Source organism: Ensifer adhaerens, assembly GCF_020035535.1.
Classification (GTDB): Bacteria; Pseudomonadota; Alphaproteobacteria; order Rhizobiales; family Rhizobiaceae; genus Ensifer.
On sequence record NZ_CP083349.1, the window covers coordinates 2,588,211 to 2,612,295 of the forward strand.

Genomic DNA, 24,085 nt, shown 5'->3' on the forward strand with positions numbered 1-24,085 from the left:
GTGGGGGATTGAGCCTTTGGCAGCTTGACCTTGATGACGCACCAGTACTTTAGTGGCTCGCAAAAATCAGGAAGTCATCATGGCGAACATTCTAGCGGCGAGCGGCGGCGTCAAGCAGATCATCTGCATCAATTGGGGCACGAAGTACGGCGCTCCGTTCATCAACCGGCTCTATGCCATGGTGGCGCGCAATATCACTCCGCCCTTCACCTTCACCTGCTTCAACGACAATTTCGAAGGGCTGCGTCCGGAAATTCTCTGCGAGGACCTGCCGCCGCTCAACATCGCGGACATGCCCACCAACACGCCCGGCATCTGGCAGAAGTCGCGGCTCTGGGGGCCGAAACTCGGCAACCTCAAGGGTCCGGTACTGTTTCTCGATCTCGACATCGTCATCGTCGGATCGCTCGATTCCTTCTTCGAGGTCGGCGAACCTGACGACGTTATCCTCGCCAGGAACCAGACAACCCCCTTCGAACGTCTCGGCCAGACCTCGTTGTTCCGCTTTCCGGTGGGCAAGCTCGTGCCCCTGCAGCAGAAGTTTGCTGCCAATCCTCAGGGGATTGCCGATGAATATCGCTTCGAGCAACGCTTCGTCACACGCAATGCGCCCGGTGGCGTGAAGCTTTTCCCAAGACGCTGGGTCCTGCACTTCCGGCAGGACTGTCACTGGACCTTCCCGCTCAACTATTTCTTCGAGCCGCGCCTGCCGGCCGAGGCGCGCGTGGTGCTCTTCCCGCGCAGCCTGCTGCCGCAGCATGCGATCGACGGGCAATATGGCTATCGTGGCCGGGTGGACACGCCGCTTGGCCACATTCGCCGCCTGTTCAACGGCGACCGTCGTGAAAAGAACCCGTTCCGCTACCTGCGCCACTACATCCGCCCCGCTCCGTGGGTGGCCGAACATTGGCGCGAATAGTCGGCGTTCTGTTAAGATCGGGCGGGATTTCAGCTTGGCGGAGTGAGTTTTTGAGCTAGCGCGCTGCCGGCCCCTTCACGCGGCCGGAAAGCACCCCGAAACCTTCGATGATCGCTTCCTGGTTCTCAAGCCGCGTCACTTCGAGCTGCACTTCCTGAAGCGTGCGCAGCAGTTGCGGCACCACCTCGAGGTCGCCTTCCTCGGTCGCGTGCGCCAGTTCACGCTCGAGTTCGCGCCGCTGCCAATGCAGCGCCTTCGAGCGCTGGTGCAGGGCCAGCGCCTGCAGATATCCTTCGCGGGCATCCTCAGGCGCCGCCACCGTCGTCGCGGTCCAAAGCCGCGCATAACGGATCTGCTGGTCGATCGCGCCGATCAAGGCGCCGAAGCCTTCGGCATGCAATTGCTCGACCAAACCTTCGCGCGTCAGGCGCGGCCCTTGCGCGGCGGCGGCATTCAACACCGCTGCCCAGCAGCGTTGCAGGTCGCGATGATCGAACTCGATCGTCGAGATCTCATCGTATTCGTCGAACAACAGCTGCGGATGATTGACGATGGTGAGCGCCAACACGCTTTCGCGCAACAACGGCGCGATCTGCTGCCCGCTGACGAGCGAAGACCGCGCCAGCCGATCGGATATCGCCGTCGGTCCTGCCGCATTCGGCCCTCTCGGCCCGCCGGCACCGCGGGGCCCGTTGCCGGGCCTGCCGCCGCGCTCGAACGGACGCCGCTCTCCCCGCCCCGAGCCTGACGATTGCAGGAAGGCGTTCAACCGGTCGCGCATGTCCTGGCCGTAGTGGCGGCGCACGCTTTCATCGGCGATGACGGCCGTGACCTGCTTCAGCTTCGCCTCGAGCTCGGCGCGCTTTTCCGGCGTGTCGAACGACCCACCCTGGATTTCGCGCTGCCAGACCATGTCGGCAAGCGACCGCGCATTGGCGAGCACCTTGTCGAAGGGCGCGCGGCCTTCGTGGCGCACCAGGTCGTCCGGGTCCTTGCCGTCAGGCAGCATGGCGAAACGGACCGAGCGGCCGGGTTTGAGGTGCGGCAGCGCCAGGTCGACGCCGCGGTTGGCGGCGCGGATGCCGGCGCCATCGCCATCGAAGCAGAGCACCGGCTGTGACGTCATCTTCCAGAGCAGGTCGAGCTGGTTTTCGGTCAATGCCGTGCCGAGTGGCGCGACCGCGTTCTCGACGCCCGCCTGATGCAGCGCGATCACGTCCATGTAGCCTTCGACGGCGATAATGGTTCCCGCGGCATCGTCCGGTCCGGCGTCGGCCAGGCGGGACGCGCCTTGCGATGCGCGGCGGGCACGGGCGAAATTGTAGAGCACGTTGCCCTTGTGGAAGAGCTCGGTCTCGTTGGAGTTCAGATATTTCGCCGGCGCATCCGGCGACATGGCGCGACCGCCGAAGGCGATGACCTTCTCGCGTGACGACAGGATCGGGAACATGATGCGATCGCGAAAACGGTCGTAGGAAACAGGCACGTCCGGGCCGTGGACGACGAGGCCGCAGGCCTCGATCTGCTCCTTGCCGATGCCCTTGCCGGCGAGAAATTCTTTCAGCGCATTGCGGCTGTCGGGGGCAAAGCCCAGACGGAAGGTCTCGATCGTACGCCCCGTCAGGCCGCGCTCGCGCAGATAGGCGCGCGCCTTGGCGCCGCCCGCAGTCTGAAGCTGATCCTCGAAAAATGCGGTCGCCAACTCCATGACGTCGAGAAGGCTGGTGCGCTCCTTTTCCCGCCGTTCGGCCTGCGGATCAGGCTGCGGCATGGCAACGCCCGCCATATCGGCGATCTGCTGTACCGCTTCCGGGAAGCTCAGGCCCTCAAGGTCCGTGAGAAAACGAAAATGGTCGCCGGAGACGCCGCAGCCGAAACAATGGTAGCGGCCCTTGCGATCCTCGCAGTGGAAGCTCGGCGACTTCTCCCCATGAAAGGGGCAGCAGGCCCAATAATCACCGCGCGAAACATTGGTCTTGCGCCGATCCCAGGAGACGCGCTTGGCGATCACGTCCGAAATCGGCACGCGATCGCGTATCTCGTCGAGAAAGGATGGTGAAAAGCGCATGAAAACCTCTGGTCGATCCTCCATATAGGCGGCAAGGCGGCGGGACGCCACAAGAGTGATCCGGCTTGCCCGCAATTCACAGGACGGAAACGGGAATAACGCCCGCAATCACAACCAAAAGAAGTGCCGAAGGCCTTTTAAAGACCAAAAGTAGCGCTTGACTCGCCGAAGGTGAACAGCGTCAATTCAGTGTCCCGAATTGGAACACCCATCATGGCCATTGCTGGCGAAGCGCTCGCGTCCAGTCCTGTCTTCTTCAGCGCCGTGCTGGATTATGCCCGCGGCATGGTCTCCATGTATGGGGACAACCCGCGGCTCGCTTCGATCTTCGCCTCGCAGCAGCGCTGGCTGATGGCCCAATCCGGTCTCGCTCTCCATCACGACCGCGATCCCGAAGATCCGTTTAGCGGCCTCTATAGCGGGCGTTTCATCAACTATGCCGTCGCCAACGATATCGCCAGTCGCAACACCGCCGCCTCCTTCGTGCAGGAGATGATCGCCTATCGCTTCGCGCAATACACGGTGTCACCACCCACCAAGCGCAATCGGCCGATCGAGCCCACGGACGCTGCACTCGACTATGTCTGGAAATGGATACTGGCGCACCTTGCCATTCTCGACGTGCTCGATGGCCGCTCGCGCGTGGCGACGCTGACGGAGGACCCGACCCAGTTTGGCCGGCTGCAGGCGGCAGTCGCTCATGCGCTCGTCGGAAACGACAAGGTTCGCCGTCCCGGACCGACCTTCGATCTCTTCACCTGGGTCAATTCCGGCGGCGTGGTGATGGACGATCTGTTCTCCCGCATCGGCACCTTCGACCCTGAGGCCGAGCGGCTGGCGATCGGTTCCGTTTCGCCCGGTGACCTCAGCGAACGTTTCATGATTTCGAAGACGCATCTCAAGCGGATCTTCGACAAGGCGGCCCTGCTCGGCAGCATGGGCTGGGAACGAACACCCGGACGCGGTGGCGTCTGGCTTTCGAAGGCTTTCATCCGGGAATACTGGGATTATCAGGCGGAGAAATTTGCGCTGATCGACCGGGCGTTCGAAGACAAGATATCCGCAGACGCCGAAGACGCGACGCCCGTCCTCTATGGACGGGCGTGCGCTGGTATTTGATCCGCCCCTACTTGAGCAGGTCCTTTACGAGACCGGATGCCTTGGCGAAGTCCATCTGGCCCGGGTAGCGCTCCTTGAGCACGTTCATGCACTTGCCCATGTCGCGCAGGCCGTGAGCGCCGGTTTCCTGGATCACCGAGGCGCAGAGTTCGCGCACCTTCTCTTCCGGAAGCTGTGCCGGAAGGAACTGGTTGATGATCACGATTTCCTGGCGCTCCTGCTCGGCAAGCTCCGGCCGGCCACCCTCGTCGTAGATGCGGGCCGATTCCTCGCGCTGCTTGATCATCTTGGCGAGGATCTGCAGAATGTCGTCATCGCTGACCGGGTCCTTGCCCTGGCCGCGATTGGCAATGTCCCGGTCCTTGATCGCCGCCTGGATCAGCCGCACGGTCGAGGTACGCCGTGTATCCTTGGCTTTCAGGGCTTCCTTCAGTGCGTCAGCGAACTGGTCGCGCATGTCCATACTCCATGTCGAAACCGGCCCGCGGTGCTCTGCCCGGAACCGGTTCGAAACCATCATTGTTGTCGTCGTCTTAAACCAGTGTGACAGGCGCAATCAAACGGAATACGCAACCGCTTGAATTATAAGGAATTTTATTTCCAGACAATTCACAGCGGCCGGTTGACCCGGAGAAGCGCTTTGGCTATTTTCCCGCACCTGCACGACATCGGCATGAGAGCACTTTCCGCGGGGATTCCGCGCGTCCATGCCTGAGCACATGAAATGGCGATCGATTGCCGGGCTTTCAAGCCCCGCCTCGCGCCGCAACGGGATAGGAACGATGACCGCGACACCCGCATGGACCACTGAAAAACCAACCGCACTGCTCGTTCTGGCCGACGGCACCGTGATCGAAGGCAAGGGCATCGGCGCGACCGGCAAGGTGCAGGCGGAAGTCTGCTTCAACACGGCGTTGACGGGCTACCAGGAAATCCTGACGGACCCCTCCTATCTCGGCCAGATCGTCACCTTCACCTTCCCGCACATCGGCAACATCGGCGCCAATGACGAAGACATCGAAGACCTGACGCCGGCGGCACGCCACGGCGCGGTTGGCGTCATCTTCAAGGCCGACATCACCGAACCGTCGAATTACCGCGCCGCCAAACACCTCGATGCCTGGCTGAAAGCCCGCGGCGTCATCGGTCTCTGCGGCATCGACACCCGTGCCCTCACCGCCTGGATCCGCGAGAACGGCATGCCGAACGCCGTCATCGCCCACGACCCCCAGGGCGTCTTCGATATCGAGACCTTGAAGGCGGAAGCCAAGGCCTGGAGCGGGCTTGAAGGCCTCGACCTTGCCAAGGTCGCAACCTCGGGTCAGTCCTCGCGCTGGAACGAGAAGCCCTGGGTCTGGAACGAAGGCTTTTCGACGCTGGGCGAAACCGATGCCGCCTACCACATCGTCGCGCTCGACTACGGCGTGAAGCGCAACATCCTGCGCCTCTTCGCCGGCCTCAACGCCCGCGTCACCGTCATGCCTGCCTCGACCAGTGCCGACGAAGTGCTGGCGCAGAAGCCGGATGGCATCTTCCTTTCCAACGGCCCGGGCGACCCGGCGGCAACCGGCAAGTATGCCGTTCCCGTCATTCAGAACCTGCTGAAGACCGACATCCCCGTCTTCGGCATCTGCCTCGGCCACCAGATGCTGGCGCTGGCACTCGGCGGCAAGACCGAGAAGATGCACCAGGGCCACCACGGCGCCAACCATCCGGTCAAGGATCACACCACCGGCAAGGTCGAGATCGTCTCGATGAACCACGGCTTCGCGGTGGATTCGAAGTCTCTGCCGGATGGCGTTGAAGAGACTCACATTTCGCTCTTCGACGGCACGAACTGCGGCCTGCGCGTCGCCGGCAAGCCGGTCTTCTCGGTCCAGCACCACCCGGAAGCTTCCCCCGGCCCGCAGGACAGCCACTACCTTTTCCGTCGCTTCATGAACCTCGTGCGCGAGAAGAAGGGCGAACCGGCATTGGCCGAACGCTAAGCCCGACAAAATCACATGAAATGGCCCGCCTCGTGCGGGCCTTTTCATTTGCAGATCTCACCTGGCGGACCCCGTAGGCAAGTGCGCGGGAAGGCATCTCCAGCAGGCTGTCGCCGTCAGCCTTCGCCCAGGCGGTCGGCAATGAAATCGACAACGGCCCGAACCGAAGGGAGCTGGCCACGCCGATGCGGCATCAGAAGGGTTGTCGTGACAAGCCCCGCCTGCCAGCCGGGCAGCACCCGCACGAGGCTGCCATTGTCGATCTCGGCACCGCAGAGCTTGCGCGGTAGTGCCGTAATTCCCAGGCCGGAAAGCGCCGCCTCGAGAAGCACCTGGGATTCGTCCGCGACGAAGCGCGGCTCGGGCTTGACCGAGACAGCTGCGTCATCCTCGTTTCGGAGCGTCCAGCCATCGCTGGTCGGCGACGTGAGCAGCCCATCGTGGTCATCGAGTTCACCTGGCTCAATCGGCGTGCCGCGTCGCGCGAGATAACCGGGTGCGGCAACCAGCCAGATCACCTGCGTGGCGACCCGCCGCTGGACGAGACCGGAATCGGGCAAGGGCGCGAAATGATCGCGCACGGCGATATCGAAGCCTTCCTGGATCAGATCGACGAAGCGGTCAGTCGCGTGCAGCGCCACCCGCATCTTGGGATAGGCGAGCGCCAGTTGCGGCAGCAACCCGGCAAGCGTCATCTGCGCCGTCGGCACTGAAGCGGTAATGCGCACCGTTCCACTCGGTTCGGCGAGCCTGCCCATGACCACGGCCTCGGCCGCTTCCGCCTCGATCAGCATCGCGGCCGCATGCCGATAGAAATCCTCGCCGATCTCGGTCACCGTGAAGCGCCGGGATGTGCGGTTGATGAGCCGGACGCCGAGCGTCTTCTCCAGTTCCGCCACGCGCTTGCTGAGCGTCGACTTCGGCACGTGGAGGACGCGTGCCGCCGGAGCAAAACCCTTGTGGTCGACCACATGGGCGAAGATGATGAAATCGTTGAGATTGCGCATTGAGGGGGCTCAGTGGCTGCGTTTGTGGACGACAGGCCCACGCATCCCACTTTTTCGCCAAGGCGTCCATCCTCGCGGACTTCGCTCCAAAGCGAACACCAAGCGCGAAAGATCGTTGAGATGTGCTACGGTTGACCCATCGCCGGCCTTCGCGCATCCTCCACTGCAACTGGAGGTGACGATGATTACAGGTCCACAGTGCCGCGCCGCCCGGGCGCTGATCGAAATTTCACGCGAGATGCTCTCAAGCTTTTCGGGCGTCGGCGAGGACACGATCCTCAAATTCGAGCGCAAGCTGGAGACACCCGCCGACGAGGTGATCCTGTCGCTGAAGCACGCGTTGGAAAATGCCGGCGCGGTGTTTCTGCCGGAGGGCGAGCGCGGCATCGGCGTGCGGCTGAAGTTCACCCGTTCCGAGGCACGCCGCCTCTCCATCCTCGAAAGCGAGGGGGGCGTCGTCGGCGACGACGAGGTTCCCGGCGCCTGAGGTTCGAACCTGATTTCAACGCCTTAGCCGGCTCGTTTGAATCAGGCTCGCTGCCCGTTGAATCGCTTTGCGAACGAAAAAAGCCCGCCGTTTCCGGCGGGCCTTTTTTTGTCAGATGCGATTGCTCGCGCTTACTTGCAGGCGGCGCAGAAGCGCTGGATGCGACGGCAAGCTTCTTCGAGCTGGGCTTCCGAGGTCGCATAGGAGATGCGGAAGTTCGGGCCGAGGCCGAAGGCCGAACCGTGCACGACGGCGACGCCTTCGGATTCCAGGAGTTCCGACACGAAGTCTTCGTCCGTCTCGATCACCTTGCCCGACGGTGCTGTCTTGCCGATCAGGCCCGCACAGGACGGGTAGACGTAGAAGGCGCCTTCCGGCGTCGGGCAGGAAATGCCCTTGGCCTGGTTCAGCATCGACACTACCAGATCGCGTCGGCCTTCGAAGATCTTCTTGTTTTCGGGGATGAAGTCCTGCGTGCCGTTCAGCGCCTCGACAGCCGCCCACTGGGCGATCGAGGTGGCGCCGGAGGTCTGCTGGCCCTGGATCATGTCCATGGCCTTGATCAGCTGCAGCGGGCCGGCTGCGTAACCGATACGCCAGCCGGTCATGGCATAGGCCTTGGAGACGCCGTTCATGGTCAACGTGCGGTCGTAGAGACCGGGTTCGACTTCGACCGGGGTCGCGAACTTGAAGTCGCCATAGGTCAGGTGCTCGTACATGTCGTCGGTCAGAACCCAGACATGCGGATGCTTCATCAGAACGTCGGTCAGTTCCTTGAGCTCGGCATGCGAATAGGCAGCGCCCGACGGGTTGGACGGCGAGTTGAAAATGAACCACTTGGTCTTCGGCGTGATCGCCTTGTCCAGATCTTCGGCCTTGAGCTTGAAGTTGTTTTCCTGCTTGGTCGAGACGGTGACCGGCGTGCCGCCGCACAGTGCCACCATTTCCGGATAGGAGACCCAGTAGGGTGCCGGGATCACGACTTCATCGCCGGCATTCAGGGTCGCCATGAAGGCGTTGAAAAGAATCTGCTTTCCGCCGGTGCCGACGATCGTCTGGGCGGCGGTATAGTCGAGGTTGTTCTCGCGCTTGAACTTCTTGGCGATCGCTTCGCGCAGTTCCGGAATGCCGGAAACCGGCGTGTACTTCGTCTCGCCGCGATTGATCGCGTCGATCGCCGCCTTCTTGATATTGTCGGGCGTATCGAAGTCCGGCTCTCCGGCGCCGAGGCCGATCACATCGCGGCCTTTCGCTTTCAGCTCACGGGCTTTCTGCGAAACGGCGATGGTGGCGGAAGGCTTTACACGGGAGAGGGCATCGGCAAGGAAGGCCATGGGTGAAGGTCCTGATCGTTTCGAGACGAGGTGATCGCTACGGAACGGAGAAAACCAGGCTCCATAGCGGTTAGGTCTATGTCGAAAGACGCCCGGTCTTGCAAGCGCCGGAACGGCAAAAACGCCGGAAACGCGGGCAAAAAGCGTCACCATGACAAAGTTTCATGAGTGCGATCAGCGTTGTCGATCGCCAGCCAAGATCTCAAGGCGATGCTCACCTGCAAGCGCAAGGCCACGAAAATGGAAATGTGGCGGCGGTTTGAACGGCCACGAAACGTATCAGTCCGAAACGGTTCTTGATCGCGATTTATTCAAAAAAATCAGCGCAATTCTACAAAATTGCAAATGCCATAATTTAGCCACGACAACTGTCGCGGAACGCCGCAATTCCGTCCCGCAAGAGCCGGTTTCCGGGCTTTTCCTCCGATGATCCGAACACATTCGCATTACGGGGGTTATGCAATGTTTCTCGACGACGAAATCGCCTCAATGAAAACACGACAGAGCGAGGCGCGCTGGGGCATGTATCTGGCGCTCGCGGCCCTTGCCGCCTGCATCCTGATGTTCATCGGCCTGATGACCCAGGCGGCCGCGGAAACGCCAGACGCCAAGCCCCAGCGGATGGCAGGCTACGTCCGCCCCAACGACGTCGGCACCGGCGCCTTGCTCTTCCCGTCGAAGGAACCGGGCTATTTCGTCGAGGCACCGCGGCTGGCGACGGACGTGACGATCGACGTCAACGGCCCGATCATGCGCACCCGCGTAACCCAGCGCTTCGAGAACCCCAGCAAGGGCTGGGTCGAAGGCACCTACGTCTTCCCCCTGCCCGAGGATTCGGCCGTCGATACGCTGAAGATGCAGATCGGCGACCGCTTCATCGAGGGCCAGATCAAGCCGCGCCAGGCCGCCAAAGAGATTTACGAACAGGCGAAGGCCGAGGGCAAAAAGGCAGCGCTTCTCGAACAGCAGCGCCCGAACATCTTCACCAACCAGGTCGCCAATATCGGCCCCGGCGAAACGGTCGTCGTGCAGATCGAGTATCAGAGCGCGGTCCGTCAATCGAACGGCCTCTATTCCCTCCGCTTCCCGATGGTGGTGACGCCGCGCTATAACCCGCAGCCGATCGTCCAGACGGTCGATCTCGACAGCCGCACCGGCTATGCCGTCAGCGATCCTGTCCCTGACCGCGAGAAGATCGAAGCCCCGGTCCTTGATCCCAAGGCAAACGCCAAGATCAACCCCGTCACACTGACGGTGAACCTCAAGGCCGGGTTCCCGCTCGGCGAAGTGAAATCCGGCTATCACGACGTCGATATCGCCAATCTCGACGATCTCAGCCGCCGCGTGACGCTGAGGGGCGACAGCGTGCCCGCCGACCGCGACTTCGAGCTCACCTGGAAAGCGATCGAGGGCAAGAGCCCCTATGCCGGACTTTTCCGCGAGACGGTGGACGGCAAGACCTATCTGCTCTCCTTCGTTACGCCACCGGCCACCGCAAGCGATATCGACGCCAAGCCCGTCAGGCGCGAAATCGTCTTCGTCATCGACAATTCGGGCTCCATGGCCGGCCCTTCTATGGAACAGGCCAAGCAGAGCCTGGCGCTTGCGATCTCCAGGTTGAAGCCCGAAGACCGTTTCAATGTCATCCGCTTCGACGACACCATGTCCGTGCATTTTCCGGAGCTCACCGAGGCAACACCGGACAAGCGCGAAGATGCAATTGCCTATGTCCGCGGCCTGACGGCCGATGGCGGTACGGAAATGCTGCCGGCGCTCGAAGCAGCCCTTCGTACGCAAGGACCGGTCCAGTCCGGTGCCCTGCGCCAGGTGGTCTTCCTGACCGACGGCGCGATCGGCAACGAGATTCAGCTTTTCGAAGAGATCCAGAAGAACCGTGGCGACGCTCGCGTCTTTACCGTAGGCATCGGCTCGGCCCCGAACAGCCACTTCATGACCAAGGCCGCCGAATATGGCCGTGGCACCTTCACTCTGATCGGCTCGGAGAGTCAGGTGGCCGAGCGTATGGGCGAGCTTTTCACCAAGCTTGAAAGCCCCGCGATGACCGATATCTCCGCGAGCTTCGACGGCGCGTCGGCGGGCGACATCACGCCGAACCCGATGCCCGACCTCTATCGTGGAGAACCGGTCGTGCTGACGGCCGAACTCGATGGCGCAACTCCCGAAGGCAAGCTGCAGATCCTCGGCAAGGCCGGCGACCAGCCGTGGCGGGTCGAGATGGACATCGCCAAGGCCTCGACCGGCCAGGGCATCGCCAAGCTCTGGGCGCGCCGCAAGATCGATGATCTCGAGGCAAGCGCCGCTTCGATCGCCGATCCCGCCACACTCGACCAGCGGATCGAGACCGTCGCGCTCGCCCACCACCTCGTCTCCCGCGTCACCAGCCTGGTCGCAGTCGATGCAACGCCGTCACGCCCGGCCGGCGAGCCGCAAGCCGAAACCAGGCTGCCGCTCAATCTTCCGGCTGGCTGGGACTTCGGCAAGGTCTTCGGTGAAGAGCCCGGCGAAGCCACGCCCGGCAAGGTCGACGAACGCGACGCCGCACTCGAAAGTCGGACCAAGCTTGCCATGGCGACGGCCGATCGCATGCGGGCGGCACCAACCGCGCGGGCGGCAGGCCTGATCGCGGAGGCCAACAACCAGGTCACCCTGCCGCAAACGGCCACGGAAGCGGACAAGCAGATCCTGATCGGCCTGATGCTTCTGGCCTTTGCCCTCGTCGCCGGCATGACGTTCCTCTTCTGGCGCGCGCCGATCGCCGCCGTCGTGCTTTCCGGAGTGCGCCGTCGTGGCCGCTGACAACGAAAAGCCCGAGCCGCGGCCGGGCTTTCTCGCCCGCCTCTCGGCGGTTGAGACGATCGTGCTTGCGGTCATCGCACTCATTGCCCTTGCCGGTCTGATGTTCATCGGCAAGGGCTTCTACATGAAGGCCAAGGCAGAGGTTTCGCAGGTGCTCTTGAAACGCACCTTCGAGGCCCAGTTGCACGGCAACCCGGACGGAAAGCCCTGGCCCTGGGCCGACTTCCAGACGACGGCCGAAATCACCGCGCCTCGATTGAACCGTTCGGCGATCGTGCTCGAAGGTGCAAGCGGCGAAGCGCTTGCCTTCGGCCCCGCCTGGCTGACGACGACGCCTTTGCCCGGTGACGAGGGTACTTCCGTCATCGCCGCCCACCGCGACACGCATTTCCGTTGGCTGAAGGACGTCAACCCCGGCGACCTCCTGGTGCTGACGCGCAAGGATGGCCGACGCTTCCTGTTCCGGGCCGGCGAAAGCCGTGTCGCCCGCTGGGACGAGAGCGGCATCAACGCATCGGCCACCGGCCATCATCTGGCGCTCGCCACCTGCTGGCCCTTCGATGCGGTCGAACAGGGACCGATGCGCTACATCGTCAATGCCGAACTGATCGGCGAACAGCGCCCGGTGCCGCTGACGACCGGGTCGATCTCGAAATAAAGCGCTTTTGATCGGTTGTGACTTGAACGCCTCCGTCGACCGCACCAGCTTGCCTGTTGAACGAGTCGGGTCGGAGAAACGGAATGCGGCGAACGAATACAGGAGCATTGGAACGGGTAAGGGCTCGGTCGCGTAGGGCGCCGGCGCTCGCGATGTTTCTCACGCTGACAACGGCCCTCGCCCCTTGCGCCGCCTCAGCGCAGGAGGCCCGCGAATTCCCAAGCCAGCACGGCCCCTTGCGCGTCGAGACCCTGGCGACCGGCCTTGAACACCCCTGGTCCGTCGAAGCGCTTCCGGGTGGCGGCCTGATCATCAGCGAGCGCCCCGGCCGACTGAGGATCCTGCGCGACGGCAAGCTGTCGAACCCGCTGAAGGGCGTGCCCAAGGTCGCCGAGCGCGGCCAGGGCGGCCTGCTCGACATCGCCCTCGACCCCGGCTTTGCCGAGAACAGGACGCTCTACCTGACATTGGCGGCCAGCGGCAAAGGCGGCTACGGCACCGCGGTCGTGCGGGCCAAGCTTGCAAAAGACGAGAGCGGCCTGACCGACGTCAGGGAGCTCTTCCGGATGAACAAGTTTACCGGCAAGGGCCAGCATTTCGGCTCGCGTATCGCGATCGCGCCCGACGGCAGCCTGTTTTTCGGCATCGGCGATCGCGGCGAAGGTGACCGGGCGCAGGACCCGCGCGACCATGCCGGCGCCATCCTGCACATCAATGCCGATGGCAGCATTCCCGGATCGAACCCCTATCGCGGCGGCACCGGCGGGTTGGCGGAGATCTGGTCGAAGGGCCACCGCAATCCTCAAGGTATCGCCGTCGATCCCAGGGACGGCACGCTGCTGACGGTCGAGCACGGCGCCCGCGGCGGCGACGAAATCAACAATCCCCAGCCCGGCCACAACTACGGCTGGCCGGTCATCACCTACGGCAAGGACTATTCCGGCGCCGAGATCGGCGAAGGTACGGCGAAGGACGGCCTCGACCAGCCCCTCTTCTACTGGGACCCCTCGATCGCGCCTGGCGCACTTGCCGTCTACCACGGGAAGATGTTCCCTGAGTGGGACGGCGACCTGCTGGTCGCGGCGCTGAAGTACCAGCTCCTGGCACGGCTCGAACGCGACGACAGCGGCGCCATCGGCAACGAGGAGCGGCTGTTCGATGGCGAATTCGGCCGCATCCGCGACGTTGTCGTCGCGCCGGACGGCGCTTTGCTGATGGTGACGGATGAGGAGGACGGCGCCGTTCTCCGGGTTTCCAAAGGCGCGACGCAGTAACAATTCCGGCCCTCGCCCTTCACGTCAGCCGGTCGCGAAGCTCCCTGCGGAACACGAATTTCAACCCGGACCAGACGGCATCGACCGCGCAGACCTTCACATCGACGAGGCCAAGCGGCAGGAAGATGTCGCGCAGCACATCTTCCGTCAGTGTCGTCGACACCTTCGACGCCTTCTTCGGCCAGGAAATCCAGAGCATGCCGTCATGCCTGAGCCGGGCCGCCACCTCTGGCGCAAGCCTGGCCAATACGGATCTCTGCGTCTCGAACACATGCACATAGTCGTAGCTGCGCTCGGTTGCCGGGCCGATCGACGTTTCGCTGGTCGAGAAACCGGAAAAGCCGGTGACGTCGCTGAGCCCGGGCGGAACGCCGAGAAGCAACGCCGCCTGACCGGCCCTCAAGCCCAGCTTGCGAGCAAGCGGCGTACCGGAATATCCGCTGTCGTTCATCGCCGTCTCCGTGCGCCGAGGCGCTGACGATGAGCCTTGCCCGCCCAGAACGCAACTGCTAGACGGCGGCCTGTCCGAGGAGAACGAACATGCCCCGCATTCAGGCCAATCTGCTGCTGTTGATATCAGGCGCGATCTGGGGCGCCGGCTTCGTTGCGCAGTCGACGGCCATGGATGCGATCAGCCCCTTGTGGTTCATCACGCTCCGATTTGCGATCGCGACACTGGTCGCCATGCCCTTCGCCATTCTCGAGACGAAACGTGCGACCGAGCCGCTGCGGCTGAAGACCGTGCGCAACTTCTTCTTCATCGGCCTTGCGCTCTTTGCCGGCGCAGCGACCCAGCAATTCGGCCTCCTCGACACAAGCGTCACCAATTCCGGCTTCCTCACCGGGCTGTACGTCGTCTTCGTACCGGTGCTGACCGTCGTCTTCCTGCGCCGCAAGCCGCATTGGGTCATCTGGCCGGGCGCGCTGATGGCGCTCTTCGGCATCTTCCTTCTGAGCGGTGGGACGCTCTCGGCCCTGAGTGGCGGCGACTACCTGACGATCCTGTGCGCCCTGTTCTGGGCCGTGCAATTGCTGCTGGTCGGTCTTTTCGCGCCCAGCAGTGGCCGACCGATGTTGCTGTCGATGACGCAGTTCGCCGTTTGCACGGTGCTTGGTTTCCTGTTTGCCGTGACCATGGAGCCGCTGAGCCTTGCGGCGATCGAAGGCGCCCTCTTCGAAATCCTCTATGCCGGCATCTTCTCGAGCGGTCTCGCCTTCATCCTGCAGGTGGTGGGCCAGCGCTATACCACGGCGCCGCAGGCGGCCATCTTCCTGTCGAGCGAGGCGCTCTTTGCCGCGCTCTTCGGCGTCCTGCTGCTCGGCGAGGTCATCACCCCGATCGGCTATGCCGGCTGCGCGATCATCTTCGCCGCGATGCTTGCCGTCGAGATCATTCCCGAACTGACGAAAAGCCGGCGCGTTCAAGCGGCCGCCTGAAACCGGCACTTGCGGGCGCAACCGACTGCGGCACGAACTATATCAGCGACCGCCCCAAACGCCGGACTGGCGCTTTACTTGCTATTGTACCGGGCCATCAGATCGTTGCTTCGGCACGAAACCCCGGGCGGGGTGTCGTCGACCGGTCCAATTCAATACCTTTAGTTTTTCTGCAAGAATCGTAGGCAAGAAACGTTCGACGCGAGAAGCATCAAACATATCAGAGAGTTGCGAATACCGGATGCCGCCTGCATTCGTCAGGCCCCGTTGTGGCTGCATCGAAAAACAGCAAAAACCCACTCAATTTTGCGGCATTCATTTTCAAAAAGCTGTGATTTCAACAGCTTGCGATATATCTTGAAAGAAGGGCAACAACCGCGGAAATGACCGATTTTTGAGCAATGACAAGACGCAATACCACGCCTGAAAAGTTTTGCTTGCCAATTCAAAATAAACCCATCAATCTTACTCTGTTCGGGCAATCTGCGAACACGGGAAGATCTTGAAATAAAAGCGGGCCGGAGACGCAAAACTCCGGGCGGCCAGGCCGGGAAGACGCATGAAAATGCAACTTCTCCAATGGCTGGCTGCGGTAACAGGACCCTTTCCTCAAACGTCGAGAACTGCCTGCCAACGCCCATTCGGGCAAAACTGCAATGCTACCCGTCCGTCAAACGGGTGGAGAGAAAAGGACCTGACGCATGGCCGAAACTGGCACTGTAAAATTCTTCAACACCGACAAGGGCTTTGGTTTCATCAAGCCTGACAACGGTGGTGCAGATATCTTCGTACACATTTCCGCAGTCCAGGCTTCCGGCCTGAACGGTCTGACGGAAAATCAGAAGGTGAGCTTCGACACCGAACCGGATCGCCGCGGCAAAGGCCCGAAGGCGGTCAACCTGCAGATCGCCGGCTAACGCCGACTTCTGCTGACAGATTCAAAGTTGAAGCCCGGCAGACTTGCCGGGTTTTTTTTGTTCAGGCTCGGTTCAGGCTGCCAGCATTAACTTCCTCTCATCATGAAATCCGGATTGATCCGGTCCATGCGATAGGATTGAAGCTCATGAACAAGTTCATCAAAGCCGCCGTTCTTTCGGTCGCAGCAGCCGCCATCGTCATCCCGACGTTCGGTGTTGCTGAAGCGGGTGGCGGCCACCACCACAACAATGACGACGCATGGGCAGCTGGTGCAGCGGGCCTGGTCGCCGGCGCGTTGATCGGCGGCGCGATTGCCTCGCAGCCCCGTTACAACAGCGGCTACAGCGACCGCGTCTATGTCGATCCGGAACCGGAATACGATTATTACGAGCCGCGCCCGGTCTACCGCGCCCGTCCCGTCTATCAGGCACGCCCGGTCGTCGTTGACAGCTACGGCGGCGGTTACCGCTCGCTCGAGCCCTGGACGCCATCCTGGTACCGTTACTGCTCGCAGCGCTACCGCTCGTTCAACCCGGACAACGGCACGTTCCGCGGCTATGATGGTCGCAGCTACTTCTGCACCGCCGGCTGACCAAGCGAGCGTCAGAACGAAAAAAAAGCGCATGGCTGTCGCGAGCCATGCGCTTTTTGATTCGGGGCTATTGATGCTATTGGCGCGGACCGATCAGAGCCCGCGCAAATAGGGATTGGTGCGACGTTCCTCGCCGATCTGCCCCCCGGGCCCATGGCCGCAGATGAAACCGACAGTGTCACCGAGCGGCAGGATCTTGTCGCGGATCGAATCGAGCAGTTGCTGATGGTTGCCGCCCGGCAGGTCAGTGCGGCCGATCGAACCGTGGAAGAGCACATCGCCGACATGGGCGAAATTCTGCGCCCGATTGAAGTAGACGACATGGCCCGGTGCGTGGCCGGGGCAATGCAGTACCTCGAAGACATGATCGCCGAAGGAAACGGTATCACCCTCTTCGAGCCAGCGATCCGGAATGACGTTCTGGACCTTCATTGCGAGGCCAAAGCGCTCGGCCTGGCTCTCCAGCCTTTCAAGTAGCGGCAGGTCGTCCTTGTGCGGGCCGATGATTTCGAGCCCGAGCGCATCCTTCAATTCCTTGGCGCCGCCGGCGTGGTCGATGTGGCCATGGGTGATCCAGATCGCCTTCAGCGTGATGCCATTCTCGCGAACCGTCTGCAGGATGAGATCGACGTCACCACCGGGATCGACGATCACACCTTCCTTGGTGTCGCTGTCGAACAGCACCGTGCAATTCTGCTCGAAATGGGTAACCGGAATGATGCCCGCCTGTAACATGTGCGCCTGCCTCTTTAGGATCCGCCGCGGCTTCCTTCGATCGTCGTCGATAGAAGGTTAAAACGCCTGCAGCACGTCAAAGTTCTATAACGACGAGCGCGCCGACAGGACGCGCTGCGCTGTAGTTCTTCTCCTATAGCCGCAATTGGCGCCGGTGACAGCGCCAATCAGCGCAGAACGGCGACTTGGGCAATTGCGGCCTGGCTGGTGGCAGGTTGCGGCACCGGCCATTGCACCGTCGTCATCAGCAGCGCTGAAATGGCCAGCTCCGCGGCAACGACGATCCGCACCACCGGCTTGAGGCTGCGGGCGGTGAAATTGTTCTGGTCCCGCTGAATATCCTGCATCTTCGTCCCCTCTCCCGCCGCCTGTTCTCGTTGGCCCATGGGGCACGGCAGCAGCGGGAGAATGTCACGGCGTCACATTTCGTGACGTTCCCGGGGGAACATCCGCGCGCGCGGAGACGTTTCGCCTGCATCAATAAGAGGAGAAAGATGATGGTGAAGCTTACCCGCCCCCTGTTGCGAGCCGCTGCGGCCGCGGGTTTGGTGTTGACGGTCGGCATGCCGGCCGCCTTTGCAGCCATGACCGCAACGACAGTCACGGACCTCAACATCCGCACGGGTCCGGGCCCCCAATATCCGACCGTTGGCCTCGCGACGCGCGGTAGCACCGCGGTCATCGACGGCTGCATCGAAGGCAGCAAATGGTGCCGCATCGATATCGATGGCGTGCGCGGCTGGGTCTATGCGCAATATCTGACGACCGACTTCGACGGTTCCGCCGTCGTGGTTCAGGAACGTCGGGCCGACCTGGCTATTCCCGCCGTCACCTATGAGGCGCAGCCGAACGATCCTGTGATCGTCAGTAGCGGCGACGAATTGATCGGCCCGGTCGAAGAGGTCGATCCGATCGTGCCGCCGGACAATGTGCGCACCTACATCACGTCCAACCCTGGCGACACCGTCTATCTCGACGGCGAAGTCGTGGTCGGGGCCGAACTTCCGCAGACCGTCACGGTTCACCGCGTGCCTGACTATAGCTACGACTATGTCAGCATCAACGGCCAGCCCGTGCTGGTCGAGCCGGCGACGCGACGCATCGTCTACGTTTACCGATAGAACTCGACACTCCGGCGACCCCGAGGTCGCCGGAGACTGCTGTTTCTGCGATCCTCCACGCCGTCTGGCGCATGCGCGAATCATCCATTTCATCGGGAAAAGACAGAGAACCGTTCGTTCCCAACGCTGCGGCGAACCTTCCTCCCCGTCCCGCCAGGCTCGGCCTCCGGTTGAAAGCGAACCATTTCAATAGGCTAAGATCCGGCCCTCCGGCTGCCATTTCGTTCAAATTGACAATAAATCAGAATAGGCTTCAACCTATCGGTGCCGGCTCATCGGCTTTTAGTGGCCCGTCCACGGCGAGCCACGACACGGAGGGATCAATGGAAGCATTAATGCCTATCATTACCCAGTTGATCGCGGGGGCGGCCGGCGGTAACGCGGCCAGCGCAGTGTTGAAGCAGCAAGCATTCAGTGTCGTCGCGCGGACCATCGTCGGCGCGATCGGCGGCCTGGGCGGAGGGTTCCTCATTCAGATGCTCGGTGGCGAAGCGGCCGCAACCGGTCTTGCCATGCAAGCCATCGGCAGCCTCGTTGGCGGCGGCGTGCTCAGCGGCATCGTCGGGCAGTTCCTCGGCAAGGCAGCCTGACCCATCCCACGATCATATCCGTAGCAAGACAAAAGGCGGCCGGAGGCCGCCTTTTCTGCATTCGAAAACGTCCCTATGGCGTCACTCGGCCGCTGCGGCAACCGGATAGACTTCCTTCATGTAGTCGTTCATCAGCGTTTCGCAGATCGTCGCCGGCGTGAACCGGTAGGGGCCGATTTCGGATACCGGCGTCACCTCGGCAGCCGAGCCGGTCAAGAAGCATTCGCTGAAGCCGGAAAGCTCTTCCGGCATGATCGCCCGCTCAACGACCTCGTAGCCGCGGCGTTTGGCAAGCTCGATGACCGTGCGGCGGGTGATGCCGTCGAGGAAGCAATCCGGAACCGGTGTATGGATGACGCCGTCCTTGACGAAGAAGATGTTGGCGCCCGTCGCTTCGGCCACGCGGCCGCGATAGTCGAGCATCATCGCATCCGCATAGCCCTTGGCCTCCGCCGCATGCTTGGAGATGGTGCAGATCATGTAGAGACCGGCGGCCTTGGACTTCGAAGGTGCTGTCTGCGGGTCCGGGCGGCGATATTCGGCGATATCGAGACGGATACCCTTCAGCTTCTCGGCCGGATTGAAGTAGCTGCCCCACTGCCAGATGGCGATGGCGACGTTGATGCGGTTGTTCTGCGCCGAAACGCCCATGCTTTCGCTGCCGCGCCAGGCGATCGGCCGCACATAGGCTTCGGAAAAGCCCTGGCGCTTCAGGAGCTCGACGCTTGCAGCATCCAGTTCTTCCACCGAATAGGGAATCTTGAAGCCGAGGATATCGGCCGACTGATGAAGGCGCTGGTTGTGTTCGTTCAGCTTGAAGATACGTCCGCCATAGGCGCGCTCGCCTTCGAAGACCGCGCTCGCATAGTGCAGGCCGTGGGTCAGCACATGTACTTTGGCGTCCTTCCATGCCACGAACTCGCCGTTGAACCAGATCTCTCCGTCCAACTGATCAAAAGGAACCGCTGCCATGGTGTCATCCTCCGGCGCATGTGCGCCATTCTTAGTTGATTATCGTCCTGCTTTCAGTTTATCGGCAAACTGATTGAGGGAAAATTCAATTTCGTGATTTTGGATTTGCGATCGGAACGGCGCGGCATATCCTCTCAAGGTGTTGCCAACGCCAAATGTCTCGCTTACCGAGCAAGGACGCTAACGGTGCGGTAAAAATATGTCAATAAAGCTGACGTATTTTTCCGAATGTTTCGCAAGTTGCAATCTGGCTGAAAGGAAATGACCGCGTGGCCGGCCAATCCAAAGAGAACACCCGGTATCTCACCGATGCCGCCGCCGATGATGACACGATCGATTTCGAGATCATTGAGCTGCTCTTCTTCGCCTATCGCGACTTCACCTCCGATCCCGACGCCATTCTGGAAAAGAGCGGCTTCGGGCGGGCGCATCACAGGGTCGTCCACTTCGTCGACCGTGAGCCGGGCATGACCGTCGCCAACCTTCTGGACACGCTGAAGATCACCAAGCAAAGCCTTGCCCGCGTGCTCAAGCAATTGATCGATTCGGGCTATATCCGCCAGGAGACCGGCCCTGAAGACCGGCGCCAGCGGATGCTCTATACAACCGAGGAAGGTCAGGCGCTCGCGCGTGCACTGGCCGAGCCACAGTCCCGCCGCATAGCGGATGCATTGGCAAGAACGGGTCCGGGCGCGCGGGAGACGGTCAAACGCTTTCTCGCCGGAATGAAGAACGCCGCAGACTGACACGAGGCCCCACCGCCGGCAGGCGGCGCGGGAGCCTGGAACTTGGGAAGCGTGGAATGACGACAAAAGCGACTGTCTCGGACGATGCGGCTCACCTTCTGGTCGTTGACGACGACCGACGCATCCGCGACCTCCTCAACCGCTATCTGGTCGACCAGGGATTTCGGGTAACGACCGCGTCGGACGCGGACGAGGCGCGGCGCAAGCTCGTCGGCCTCGATTTCGACCTTCTGATCGTCGACGTTATGATGCCGGGCGAAAGTGGCATCTCGCTTACCCATAGCCTCCGGCAGATCAAGACCGTGCCGATCCTGATGCTGACGGCGCTGGCGGAATCCAATTCCCGCATCGAAGGTCTCGAAGCCGGCGCGGATGACTATCTGTCGAAGCCTTTCGAGCCGCGCGAACTGGTGCTGCGCATCAACAATATCCTGCGCCGCAACCAGCCCGCCCAGACGCCCAAGGTCGACCAGGTGATCTTCGGTCCCTACACCTTCTCGGTGGTGCGCAAGGAACTCAGGCGCGGCGCCGATCACATCCGCCTCACCGACCGCGAGCAGGAGATCATGACGCTCTTTTCGCAGCGCGCCGGCGAGACCATCCCGCGCCACGAGCTGATCGGCGACGATGCCGAGGTCGGCGAGCGAACGATCGACGTGCAGATCAATCGCCTCCGGCGCAAGATCGAGGACGATCCGTCCAATCCCGTCTGGCTACAGACGGTGCGTGGTATCGGCTATCGGTTGAGCGTGGACTGAGATGGCAGCCCTTTCGATGAGTACGGCGTCCCATGGCAAGCTTTGATGGCATAGAGCGCGGAGCGGCAGGCTCCAGCGACAATGCCTGGAGGCGCTTCACGCGTTGGCTGCGCCGCCGCCTGCCCATGGGTCTTTATGCCCGTTCGCTGCTCATCGTCATCATCCCGATGGTGCTGCTGCAATCGGTCGTCGCCTTCATCTTCATGGAGCGCCACTGGCAACTGGTGACGCAGCGCCTTTCAGCCGCCGTCACCGGCGACATCGCCGCGATCGTCGATCTCATCGATACCTTCCCCGACGACCGCAACATCGCCGAGATCATCCGCATCGCCCGCGATCAGCTCGATCTCAGTATTTCCGTCGAACCGCCTGGCGAACTGCCGCCGCCGCGGCCAAGCCCGTTCTTCGAAATCCTCGACCAGATCCTCGGCGAAGAGATCTCCAACCAGGTCCGCCGCCCCTTCTGGATCGATACGGTCGGCAACTCCAAGCTCGTCGAGATCCGCATCAAGCTCGACGATGGCCGCATCCTGCGGGTCTATGCCCGGCGTAACCAGGCCTATGCCTCCAACACCCACATCTTCCTCGTCTGGATGGTGGCCGCATCGCTGGTGCTCCTGACGATCGCGATCCTGTTCCTGCGCGGCCAGATCCGGCCGATCCTGGCGCTGACCAAAGCGGCCGAAAGCTTCGGCAAGGGCCAGAAGATCGACGACTTCGCACCGCGCGGTGCCGACGAGATCCGCCGCGCCGGCCTCGCCTTCATCCTCATGCGCGAGCGCATCGAGCGCCAGATCGAGCAGCGGACGGCGATGTTGACCGGCGTCAGCCATGATCTTCGAACCATTCTTACCCGCTTCAAGCTGCAGTTGGCGCTCGCCGGCAACAACCCGGATCTCGAGGGCCTGAACCAGGACGTCGAGGATATGCAGAACATGCTGGAAGGGTACCTTGCCTTCGCTCGCAGCGAAGCAGAGGAAGATGTCGGCCAGCTGAAACTCAGCGACCTGATGACCCGGCTCGCCGCGGAAGCCGAACTGCTCGGCAAGACCCTGACCACATCCATCGAGGGGGAAGACGAGATCCGCGTCCGGCCAAACGCGTTCACCCGTCTCGTCGCCAACATCGCCTCGAACGCCTATCGCTACGCCAACACCGTCCGCATCGATGCGCGCCACAGTGCCAAGTGGCTGACCATCACCGTCGACGATGACGGTCCGGGCATTCCCGAACGATCGCGCGAGGACGTGTTCAAGCCGTTCTTCCGCCTCGACGAGGCGCGTAATCTCGACAGTTCCGGCACCGGACTTGGTCTGGCGATCGCCCGCGACATCGCCCGCAGCCATGGCGGCAACGTCACCCTCGGCGAAAGCCCGCTCGGCGGCCTGCGCGCCACGGTGCGCGTGCCGGCTTGACCTTCTCGCATTGATGGGTGACTGCTCGCGGGAGACCGGGCAGAGGGAGTGCGCTGTGGCGAACGTTATCGATTGGAACGACTGGGAAAGACGACTGGCCGAGCTCTGGGCCGCCTTAGACACCGTCGACGGCGAAACCTTCATCGCCCGGATCGAGGCGCTCGCATCCGAACTTCCGACAGATCACGCCATCGGCCTCTTCGAACGAGCTTCGGCGCAGGATTCAACCGGCCATGAGACGCAAGCCGAGCCGCTGTATCGGCAGGCGCTGAAAAACGGTCTCACGGGCATTCGCCGGCGGCGCGCCGCGATCCAGCTCGCCAGCACTCTGCGCAATCTCGGCCGCGCCGATGAGGGCATCGCATTGCTCAGCGCCGAGCAGGCCCAGCCCTCGGATGAACTCGACGATGCGGTCGCCGCGTTCCTGGCCCTGTGCCTGGTCGATGCCGGTCGCGCGCAGGAGGCGGCCGCACTTGCGCTCGGCAGCCTGTCGCGCCACCTCCCCCGCTACAATCGTTCGCTCAAGTGCTACGCGGAGGCGTTGCTGGCAGACCAGTAAGCGTTAGCGCTGATAGATCGAGGTCAAGCCGCGTCGTTCGTTGAAGCGATGCCAGGCATCGATGCGTCGCGGATGGCGTGCACGCATGACATCGAGCGGGGCGAGCAGCCGACCTTCGCACCCAAGCGCTGTATCGAGGATTTCGATGATCCGCCGGTTCGGCCAGGGCTTGCGGGTAATCGTCAGCAGCGCCCGGAAGGCCTCATCCTCACGGCCAGCACCGAGCTGGTGGGCGATCAGTCCATAGGCAAAGGCAGTGGAACGGCTGACACCTGCGTGGCAATGAACGAGGATGCGGCTCGAAGCATCCTCGGCTGCAGGGCGCATCGTCTCGAACACTTCCAGCACCAGATCGGGGAAATGCTCGGTAGCGGTCGGGTTTTCCTGGTCGCGCATGCGCACGATCCGGTGGCTTGCGTGAGTGATGACGGGAACGTTGGCATCCGGCAGTTCCGGATCGAGCAGCGAGAGCACGTGGCTCGCGCGCCAATCGCGCGCGGCATCGACGGCGCGCCACAGGCAGGAAACCTTGACGCGCTCGGGGATCACTTCGAATGCAATGTTCATTGGG

At 62.4% G+C, this 24,085-nt stretch carries 25 protein-coding genes; 16 read left to right on the forward strand and 9 right to left on the reverse strand.

Annotated features, from left to right (window positions below; all coding sequences use genetic code 11):
- Positions 1-79: 79 nt before the first annotated feature.
- Positions 80-919, forward strand: a complete 840-nt coding sequence (locus LAC81_RS12730) for a glycosyl transferase (protein WP_419195770.1) — start codon at positions 80-82, stop codon at positions 917-919.
- A 55-nt stretch (positions 920-974) separates the two neighbouring features.
- Here LAC81_RS12730 and dnaG read toward each other — a convergent pair whose 3' ends face one another.
- Positions 975-2,987: a DNA primase gene (dnaG, locus tag LAC81_RS12735; protein ID WP_223725083.1), complete on the reverse strand. Its 2,013-nt coding sequence runs from the start codon at positions 2,985-2,987 to the stop codon at positions 975-977.
- 213 nt (positions 2,988-3,200) lie between these two features.
- On the opposite strand from dnaG, the gene LAC81_RS12740 reads away from it, so the two are divergent.
- Positions 3,201-4,106, forward strand: coding sequence for a hypothetical protein (locus LAC81_RS12740; protein ID WP_223725084.1), 906 nt, complete (start codon positions 3,201-3,203; stop codon positions 4,104-4,106).
- Positions 4,107-4,113: 7 nt separating this feature from the next.
- Here the strand turns inward: LAC81_RS12740 and LAC81_RS12745 are convergent, their stop codons facing one another.
- Positions 4,114-4,563: a GatB/YqeY domain-containing protein gene (locus LAC81_RS12745; protein ID WP_223725085.1), complete on the reverse strand. Its 450-nt coding sequence runs from the start codon at positions 4,561-4,563 to the stop codon at positions 4,114-4,116.
- Positions 4,564-4,888: 325 nt separating this feature from the next.
- Here LAC81_RS12745 and carA point away from each other — a divergent pair, with 325 nt between their 5' ends.
- Positions 4,889-6,094, forward strand: coding sequence for a glutamine-hydrolyzing carbamoyl-phosphate synthase small subunit (gene carA, locus LAC81_RS12750; RefSeq protein ID WP_223725086.1), 1,206 nt, complete (start codon positions 4,889-4,891; stop codon positions 6,092-6,094).
- A gap of 116 nt (positions 6,095-6,210) precedes the next feature.
- On the opposite strand, the gene LAC81_RS12755 is transcribed toward carA, so the two are convergent.
- Complete coding sequence (locus LAC81_RS12755; RefSeq protein WP_223725087.1) at positions 6,211-7,101, reverse strand: LysR substrate-binding domain-containing protein; 891 nt, start codon at positions 7,099-7,101, stop codon at positions 6,211-6,213.
- 181 nt (positions 7,102-7,282) lie between these two features.
- Here LAC81_RS12755 and LAC81_RS12760 point away from each other — a divergent pair, with 181 nt between their 5' ends.
- The gene (locus LAC81_RS12760) at positions 7,283-7,588 is read left to right on the forward strand and encodes an XRE family transcriptional regulator (RefSeq protein ID WP_223725088.1); all 306 of its coding nucleotides are present in this window, start codon (positions 7,283-7,285) and stop codon (positions 7,586-7,588) included.
- A gap of 131 nt (positions 7,589-7,719) precedes the next feature.
- Here the strand turns inward: LAC81_RS12760 and LAC81_RS12765 are convergent, their stop codons facing one another.
- Positions 7,720-8,922, reverse strand: a complete 1,203-nt coding sequence (locus LAC81_RS12765; protein WP_223725089.1) for a pyridoxal phosphate-dependent aminotransferase — start codon at positions 8,920-8,922, stop codon at positions 7,720-7,722.
- Positions 8,923-9,384: 462 nt separating this feature from the next.
- On the opposite strand from LAC81_RS12765, the gene LAC81_RS12770 reads away from it, so the two are divergent.
- The 3 genes from LAC81_RS12770 (at position 9,385) to LAC81_RS12780 (ending at position 13,671) form a co-directional block, all read left to right on the forward strand.
- Entirely contained in the window at positions 9,385-11,739 is a 2,355-nt protein-coding gene (locus LAC81_RS12770; RefSeq protein ID WP_419195771.1) for a marine proteobacterial sortase target protein, read from the forward strand.
- Positions 11,729-12,397, forward strand: coding sequence for a class GN sortase (locus LAC81_RS12775; RefSeq protein ID WP_223725091.1), 669 nt, complete (start codon positions 11,729-11,731; stop codon positions 12,395-12,397). The genes LAC81_RS12770 and LAC81_RS12775 overlap by 11 nt, the downstream gene beginning before the upstream one ends.
- An 83-nt stretch (positions 12,398-12,480) precedes the next feature.
- Complete coding sequence (locus LAC81_RS12780; protein ID WP_223725092.1) at positions 12,481-13,671, forward strand: PQQ-dependent sugar dehydrogenase; 1,191 nt, start codon at positions 12,481-12,483, stop codon at positions 13,669-13,671.
- A 19-nt stretch (positions 13,672-13,690) separates the two neighbouring features.
- Here LAC81_RS12780 and LAC81_RS12785 read toward each other — a convergent pair whose 3' ends face one another.
- Complete coding sequence (locus LAC81_RS12785) at positions 13,691-14,122, reverse strand: hypothetical protein (RefSeq protein ID WP_223725093.1); 432 nt, start codon at positions 14,120-14,122, stop codon at positions 13,691-13,693.
- Positions 14,123-14,211: 89 nt separating this feature from the next.
- Here LAC81_RS12785 and LAC81_RS12790 point away from each other — a divergent pair, with 89 nt between their 5' ends.
- The 3 genes from LAC81_RS12790 (at position 14,212) to LAC81_RS12800 (ending at position 16,618) form a co-directional block, all read left to right on the forward strand.
- A complete protein-coding gene (locus tag LAC81_RS12790; protein WP_223725094.1) occupies positions 14,212-15,108 on the forward strand; it encodes a DMT family transporter in 897 nt (298 codons plus the stop codon).
- Positions 15,109-15,809: 701 nt separating this feature from the next.
- Positions 15,810-16,025, forward strand: a complete 216-nt coding sequence (locus LAC81_RS12795) for a cold-shock protein (RefSeq protein ID WP_057253168.1) — start codon at positions 15,810-15,812, stop codon at positions 16,023-16,025.
- A gap of 146 nt (positions 16,026-16,171) precedes the next feature.
- On the forward strand, positions 16,172-16,618 hold the full coding sequence (locus LAC81_RS12800) for a BA14K family protein (protein WP_113535663.1): 447 nt from the start codon (positions 16,172-16,174) through the stop codon (positions 16,616-16,618).
- Positions 16,619-16,711: 93 nt separating this feature from the next.
- On the opposite strand, the gene LAC81_RS12805 is transcribed toward LAC81_RS12800, so the two are convergent.
- The gene (locus LAC81_RS12805; protein WP_223725095.1) at positions 16,712-17,353 is read right to left on the reverse strand and encodes an MBL fold metallo-hydrolase; all 642 of its coding nucleotides are present in this window, start codon (positions 17,351-17,353) and stop codon (positions 16,712-16,714) included.
- Positions 17,354-17,520: 167 nt separating this feature from the next.
- Positions 17,521-17,700: a hypothetical protein gene (locus tag LAC81_RS12810; protein ID WP_223725096.1), complete on the reverse strand. Its 180-nt coding sequence runs from the start codon at positions 17,698-17,700 to the stop codon at positions 17,521-17,523.
- A gap of 150 nt (positions 17,701-17,850) precedes the next feature.
- On the opposite strand from LAC81_RS12810, the gene LAC81_RS12815 reads away from it, so the two are divergent.
- On the forward strand, positions 17,851-18,474 hold the full coding sequence (locus LAC81_RS12815; protein ID WP_419195772.1) for a DUF1236 domain-containing protein: 624 nt from the start codon (positions 17,851-17,853) through the stop codon (positions 18,472-18,474).
- Positions 18,475-18,797: 323 nt separating this feature from the next.
- Complete coding sequence (locus LAC81_RS12820) at positions 18,798-19,064, forward strand: hypothetical protein (RefSeq protein ID WP_113535456.1); 267 nt, start codon at positions 18,798-18,800, stop codon at positions 19,062-19,064.
- Positions 19,065-19,145: 81 nt separating this feature from the next.
- Here the strand turns inward: LAC81_RS12820 and LAC81_RS12825 are convergent, their stop codons facing one another.
- Positions 19,146-20,036: a branched-chain amino acid aminotransferase gene (locus LAC81_RS12825; RefSeq protein WP_223725097.1), complete on the reverse strand. Its 891-nt coding sequence runs from the start codon at positions 20,034-20,036 to the stop codon at positions 19,146-19,148.
- Between the two features lie 269 nt (positions 20,037-20,305).
- Between LAC81_RS12825 and LAC81_RS12830 the strand changes: the two genes are divergently transcribed.
- Genes LAC81_RS12830 through LAC81_RS12845 form a run of 4 tightly spaced genes read left to right on the forward strand, consistent with a single transcriptional unit; the run spans position 20,306 to position 23,514 of the window.
- Positions 20,306-20,782, forward strand: a complete 477-nt coding sequence (locus LAC81_RS12830) for a MarR family winged helix-turn-helix transcriptional regulator (RefSeq protein WP_113535458.1) — start codon at positions 20,306-20,308, stop codon at positions 20,780-20,782.
- A gap of 56 nt (positions 20,783-20,838) precedes the next feature.
- Complete coding sequence (locus LAC81_RS12835) at positions 20,839-21,540, forward strand: response regulator (RefSeq protein ID WP_113535459.1); 702 nt, start codon at positions 20,839-20,841, stop codon at positions 21,538-21,540.
- Positions 21,541-21,572: 32 nt separating this feature from the next.
- The gene (locus LAC81_RS12840; RefSeq protein ID WP_223725098.1) at positions 21,573-22,955 is read left to right on the forward strand and encodes an ATP-binding protein; all 1,383 of its coding nucleotides are present in this window, start codon (positions 21,573-21,575) and stop codon (positions 22,953-22,955) included.
- 55 nt (positions 22,956-23,010) lie between these two features.
- Positions 23,011-23,514, forward strand: a complete 504-nt coding sequence (locus LAC81_RS12845; RefSeq protein WP_223725099.1) for a tetratricopeptide repeat protein — start codon at positions 23,011-23,013, stop codon at positions 23,512-23,514.
- Positions 23,515-23,517: 3 nt separating this feature from the next.
- Here the strand turns inward: LAC81_RS12845 and LAC81_RS12850 are convergent, their stop codons facing one another.
- Positions 23,518-24,081 (reverse strand): protein-tyrosine phosphatase family protein, encoded by a 564-nt coding sequence (locus tag LAC81_RS12850; RefSeq protein ID WP_223725100.1) that lies wholly within the window; start codon positions 24,079-24,081, stop codon positions 23,518-23,520.
- Positions 24,082-24,085: the final 4 nt, after the last annotated feature.

Bases quoted from the DNA above. Each gene is read 5' to 3' on its own strand.
- LAC81_RS12730 (WP_419195770.1), top strand. From the start codon at position 80: ATGGCGAACATTCTAGCGGCGAGCGGCGGCGTCAAGCAGATCATCTGC.
- dnaG (WP_223725083.1), bottom strand. From the start codon at position 2,987: ATGCGCTTTTCACCATCCTTTCTCGACGAGATACGCGATCGCGTGCCG.
- LAC81_RS12740 (WP_223725084.1), top strand. From the start codon at position 3,201: ATGGCCATTGCTGGCGAAGCGCTCGCGTCCAGTCCTGTCTTCTTCAGC.
- LAC81_RS12745 (WP_223725085.1), bottom strand. From the start codon at position 4,563: ATGCGCGACCAGTTCGCTGACGCACTGAAGGAAGCCCTGAAAGCCAAG.
- carA (WP_223725086.1), top strand. From the start codon at position 4,889: ATGACCGCGACACCCGCATGGACCACTGAAAAACCAACCGCACTGCTC.
- LAC81_RS12755 (WP_223725087.1), bottom strand. From the start codon at position 7,101: ATGCGCAATCTCAACGATTTCATCATCTTCGCCCATGTGGTCGACCAC.
- LAC81_RS12760 (WP_223725088.1), top strand. From the start codon at position 7,283: ATGATTACAGGTCCACAGTGCCGCGCCGCCCGGGCGCTGATCGAAATT.
- LAC81_RS12765 (WP_223725089.1), bottom strand. From the start codon at position 8,922: ATGGCCTTCCTTGCCGATGCCCTCTCCCGTGTAAAGCCTTCCGCCACC.
- LAC81_RS12770 (WP_419195771.1), top strand. From the start codon at position 9,385: ATGTTTCTCGACGACGAAATCGCCTCAATGAAAACACGACAGAGCGAG.
- LAC81_RS12780 (WP_223725092.1), top strand. From the start codon at position 12,481: ATGCGGCGAACGAATACAGGAGCATTGGAACGGGTAAGGGCTCGGTCG.
- LAC81_RS12785 (WP_223725093.1), bottom strand. From the start codon at position 14,122: ATGAACGACAGCGGATATTCCGGTACGCCGCTTGCTCGCAAGCTGGGC.
- LAC81_RS12790 (WP_223725094.1), top strand. From the start codon at position 14,212: ATGCCCCGCATTCAGGCCAATCTGCTGCTGTTGATATCAGGCGCGATC.
- LAC81_RS12795 (WP_057253168.1), top strand. From the start codon at position 15,810: ATGGCCGAAACTGGCACTGTAAAATTCTTCAACACCGACAAGGGCTTT.
- LAC81_RS12800 (WP_113535663.1), top strand. From the start codon at position 16,172: ATGAACAAGTTCATCAAAGCCGCCGTTCTTTCGGTCGCAGCAGCCGCC.
- LAC81_RS12805 (WP_223725095.1), bottom strand. From the start codon at position 17,353: ATGTTACAGGCGGGCATCATTCCGGTTACCCATTTCGAGCAGAATTGC.
- LAC81_RS12810 (WP_223725096.1), bottom strand. From the start codon at position 17,700: ATGCAGGATATTCAGCGGGACCAGAACAATTTCACCGCCCGCAGCCTC.
- LAC81_RS12815 (WP_419195772.1), top strand. From the start codon at position 17,851: ATGGTGAAGCTTACCCGCCCCCTGTTGCGAGCCGCTGCGGCCGCGGGT.
- LAC81_RS12820 (WP_113535456.1), top strand. From the start codon at position 18,798: ATGGAAGCATTAATGCCTATCATTACCCAGTTGATCGCGGGGGCGGCC.
- LAC81_RS12825 (WP_223725097.1), bottom strand. From the start codon at position 20,036: ATGGCAGCGGTTCCTTTTGATCAGTTGGACGGAGAGATCTGGTTCAAC.
- LAC81_RS12835 (WP_113535459.1), top strand. From the start codon at position 20,839: ATGACGACAAAAGCGACTGTCTCGGACGATGCGGCTCACCTTCTGGTC.
- LAC81_RS12840 (WP_223725098.1), top strand. From the start codon at position 21,573: ATGGCAAGCTTTGATGGCATAGAGCGCGGAGCGGCAGGCTCCAGCGAC.
- LAC81_RS12850 (WP_223725100.1), bottom strand. From the start codon at position 24,081: ATGAACATTGCATTCGAAGTGATCCCCGAGCGCGTCAAGGTTTCCTGC.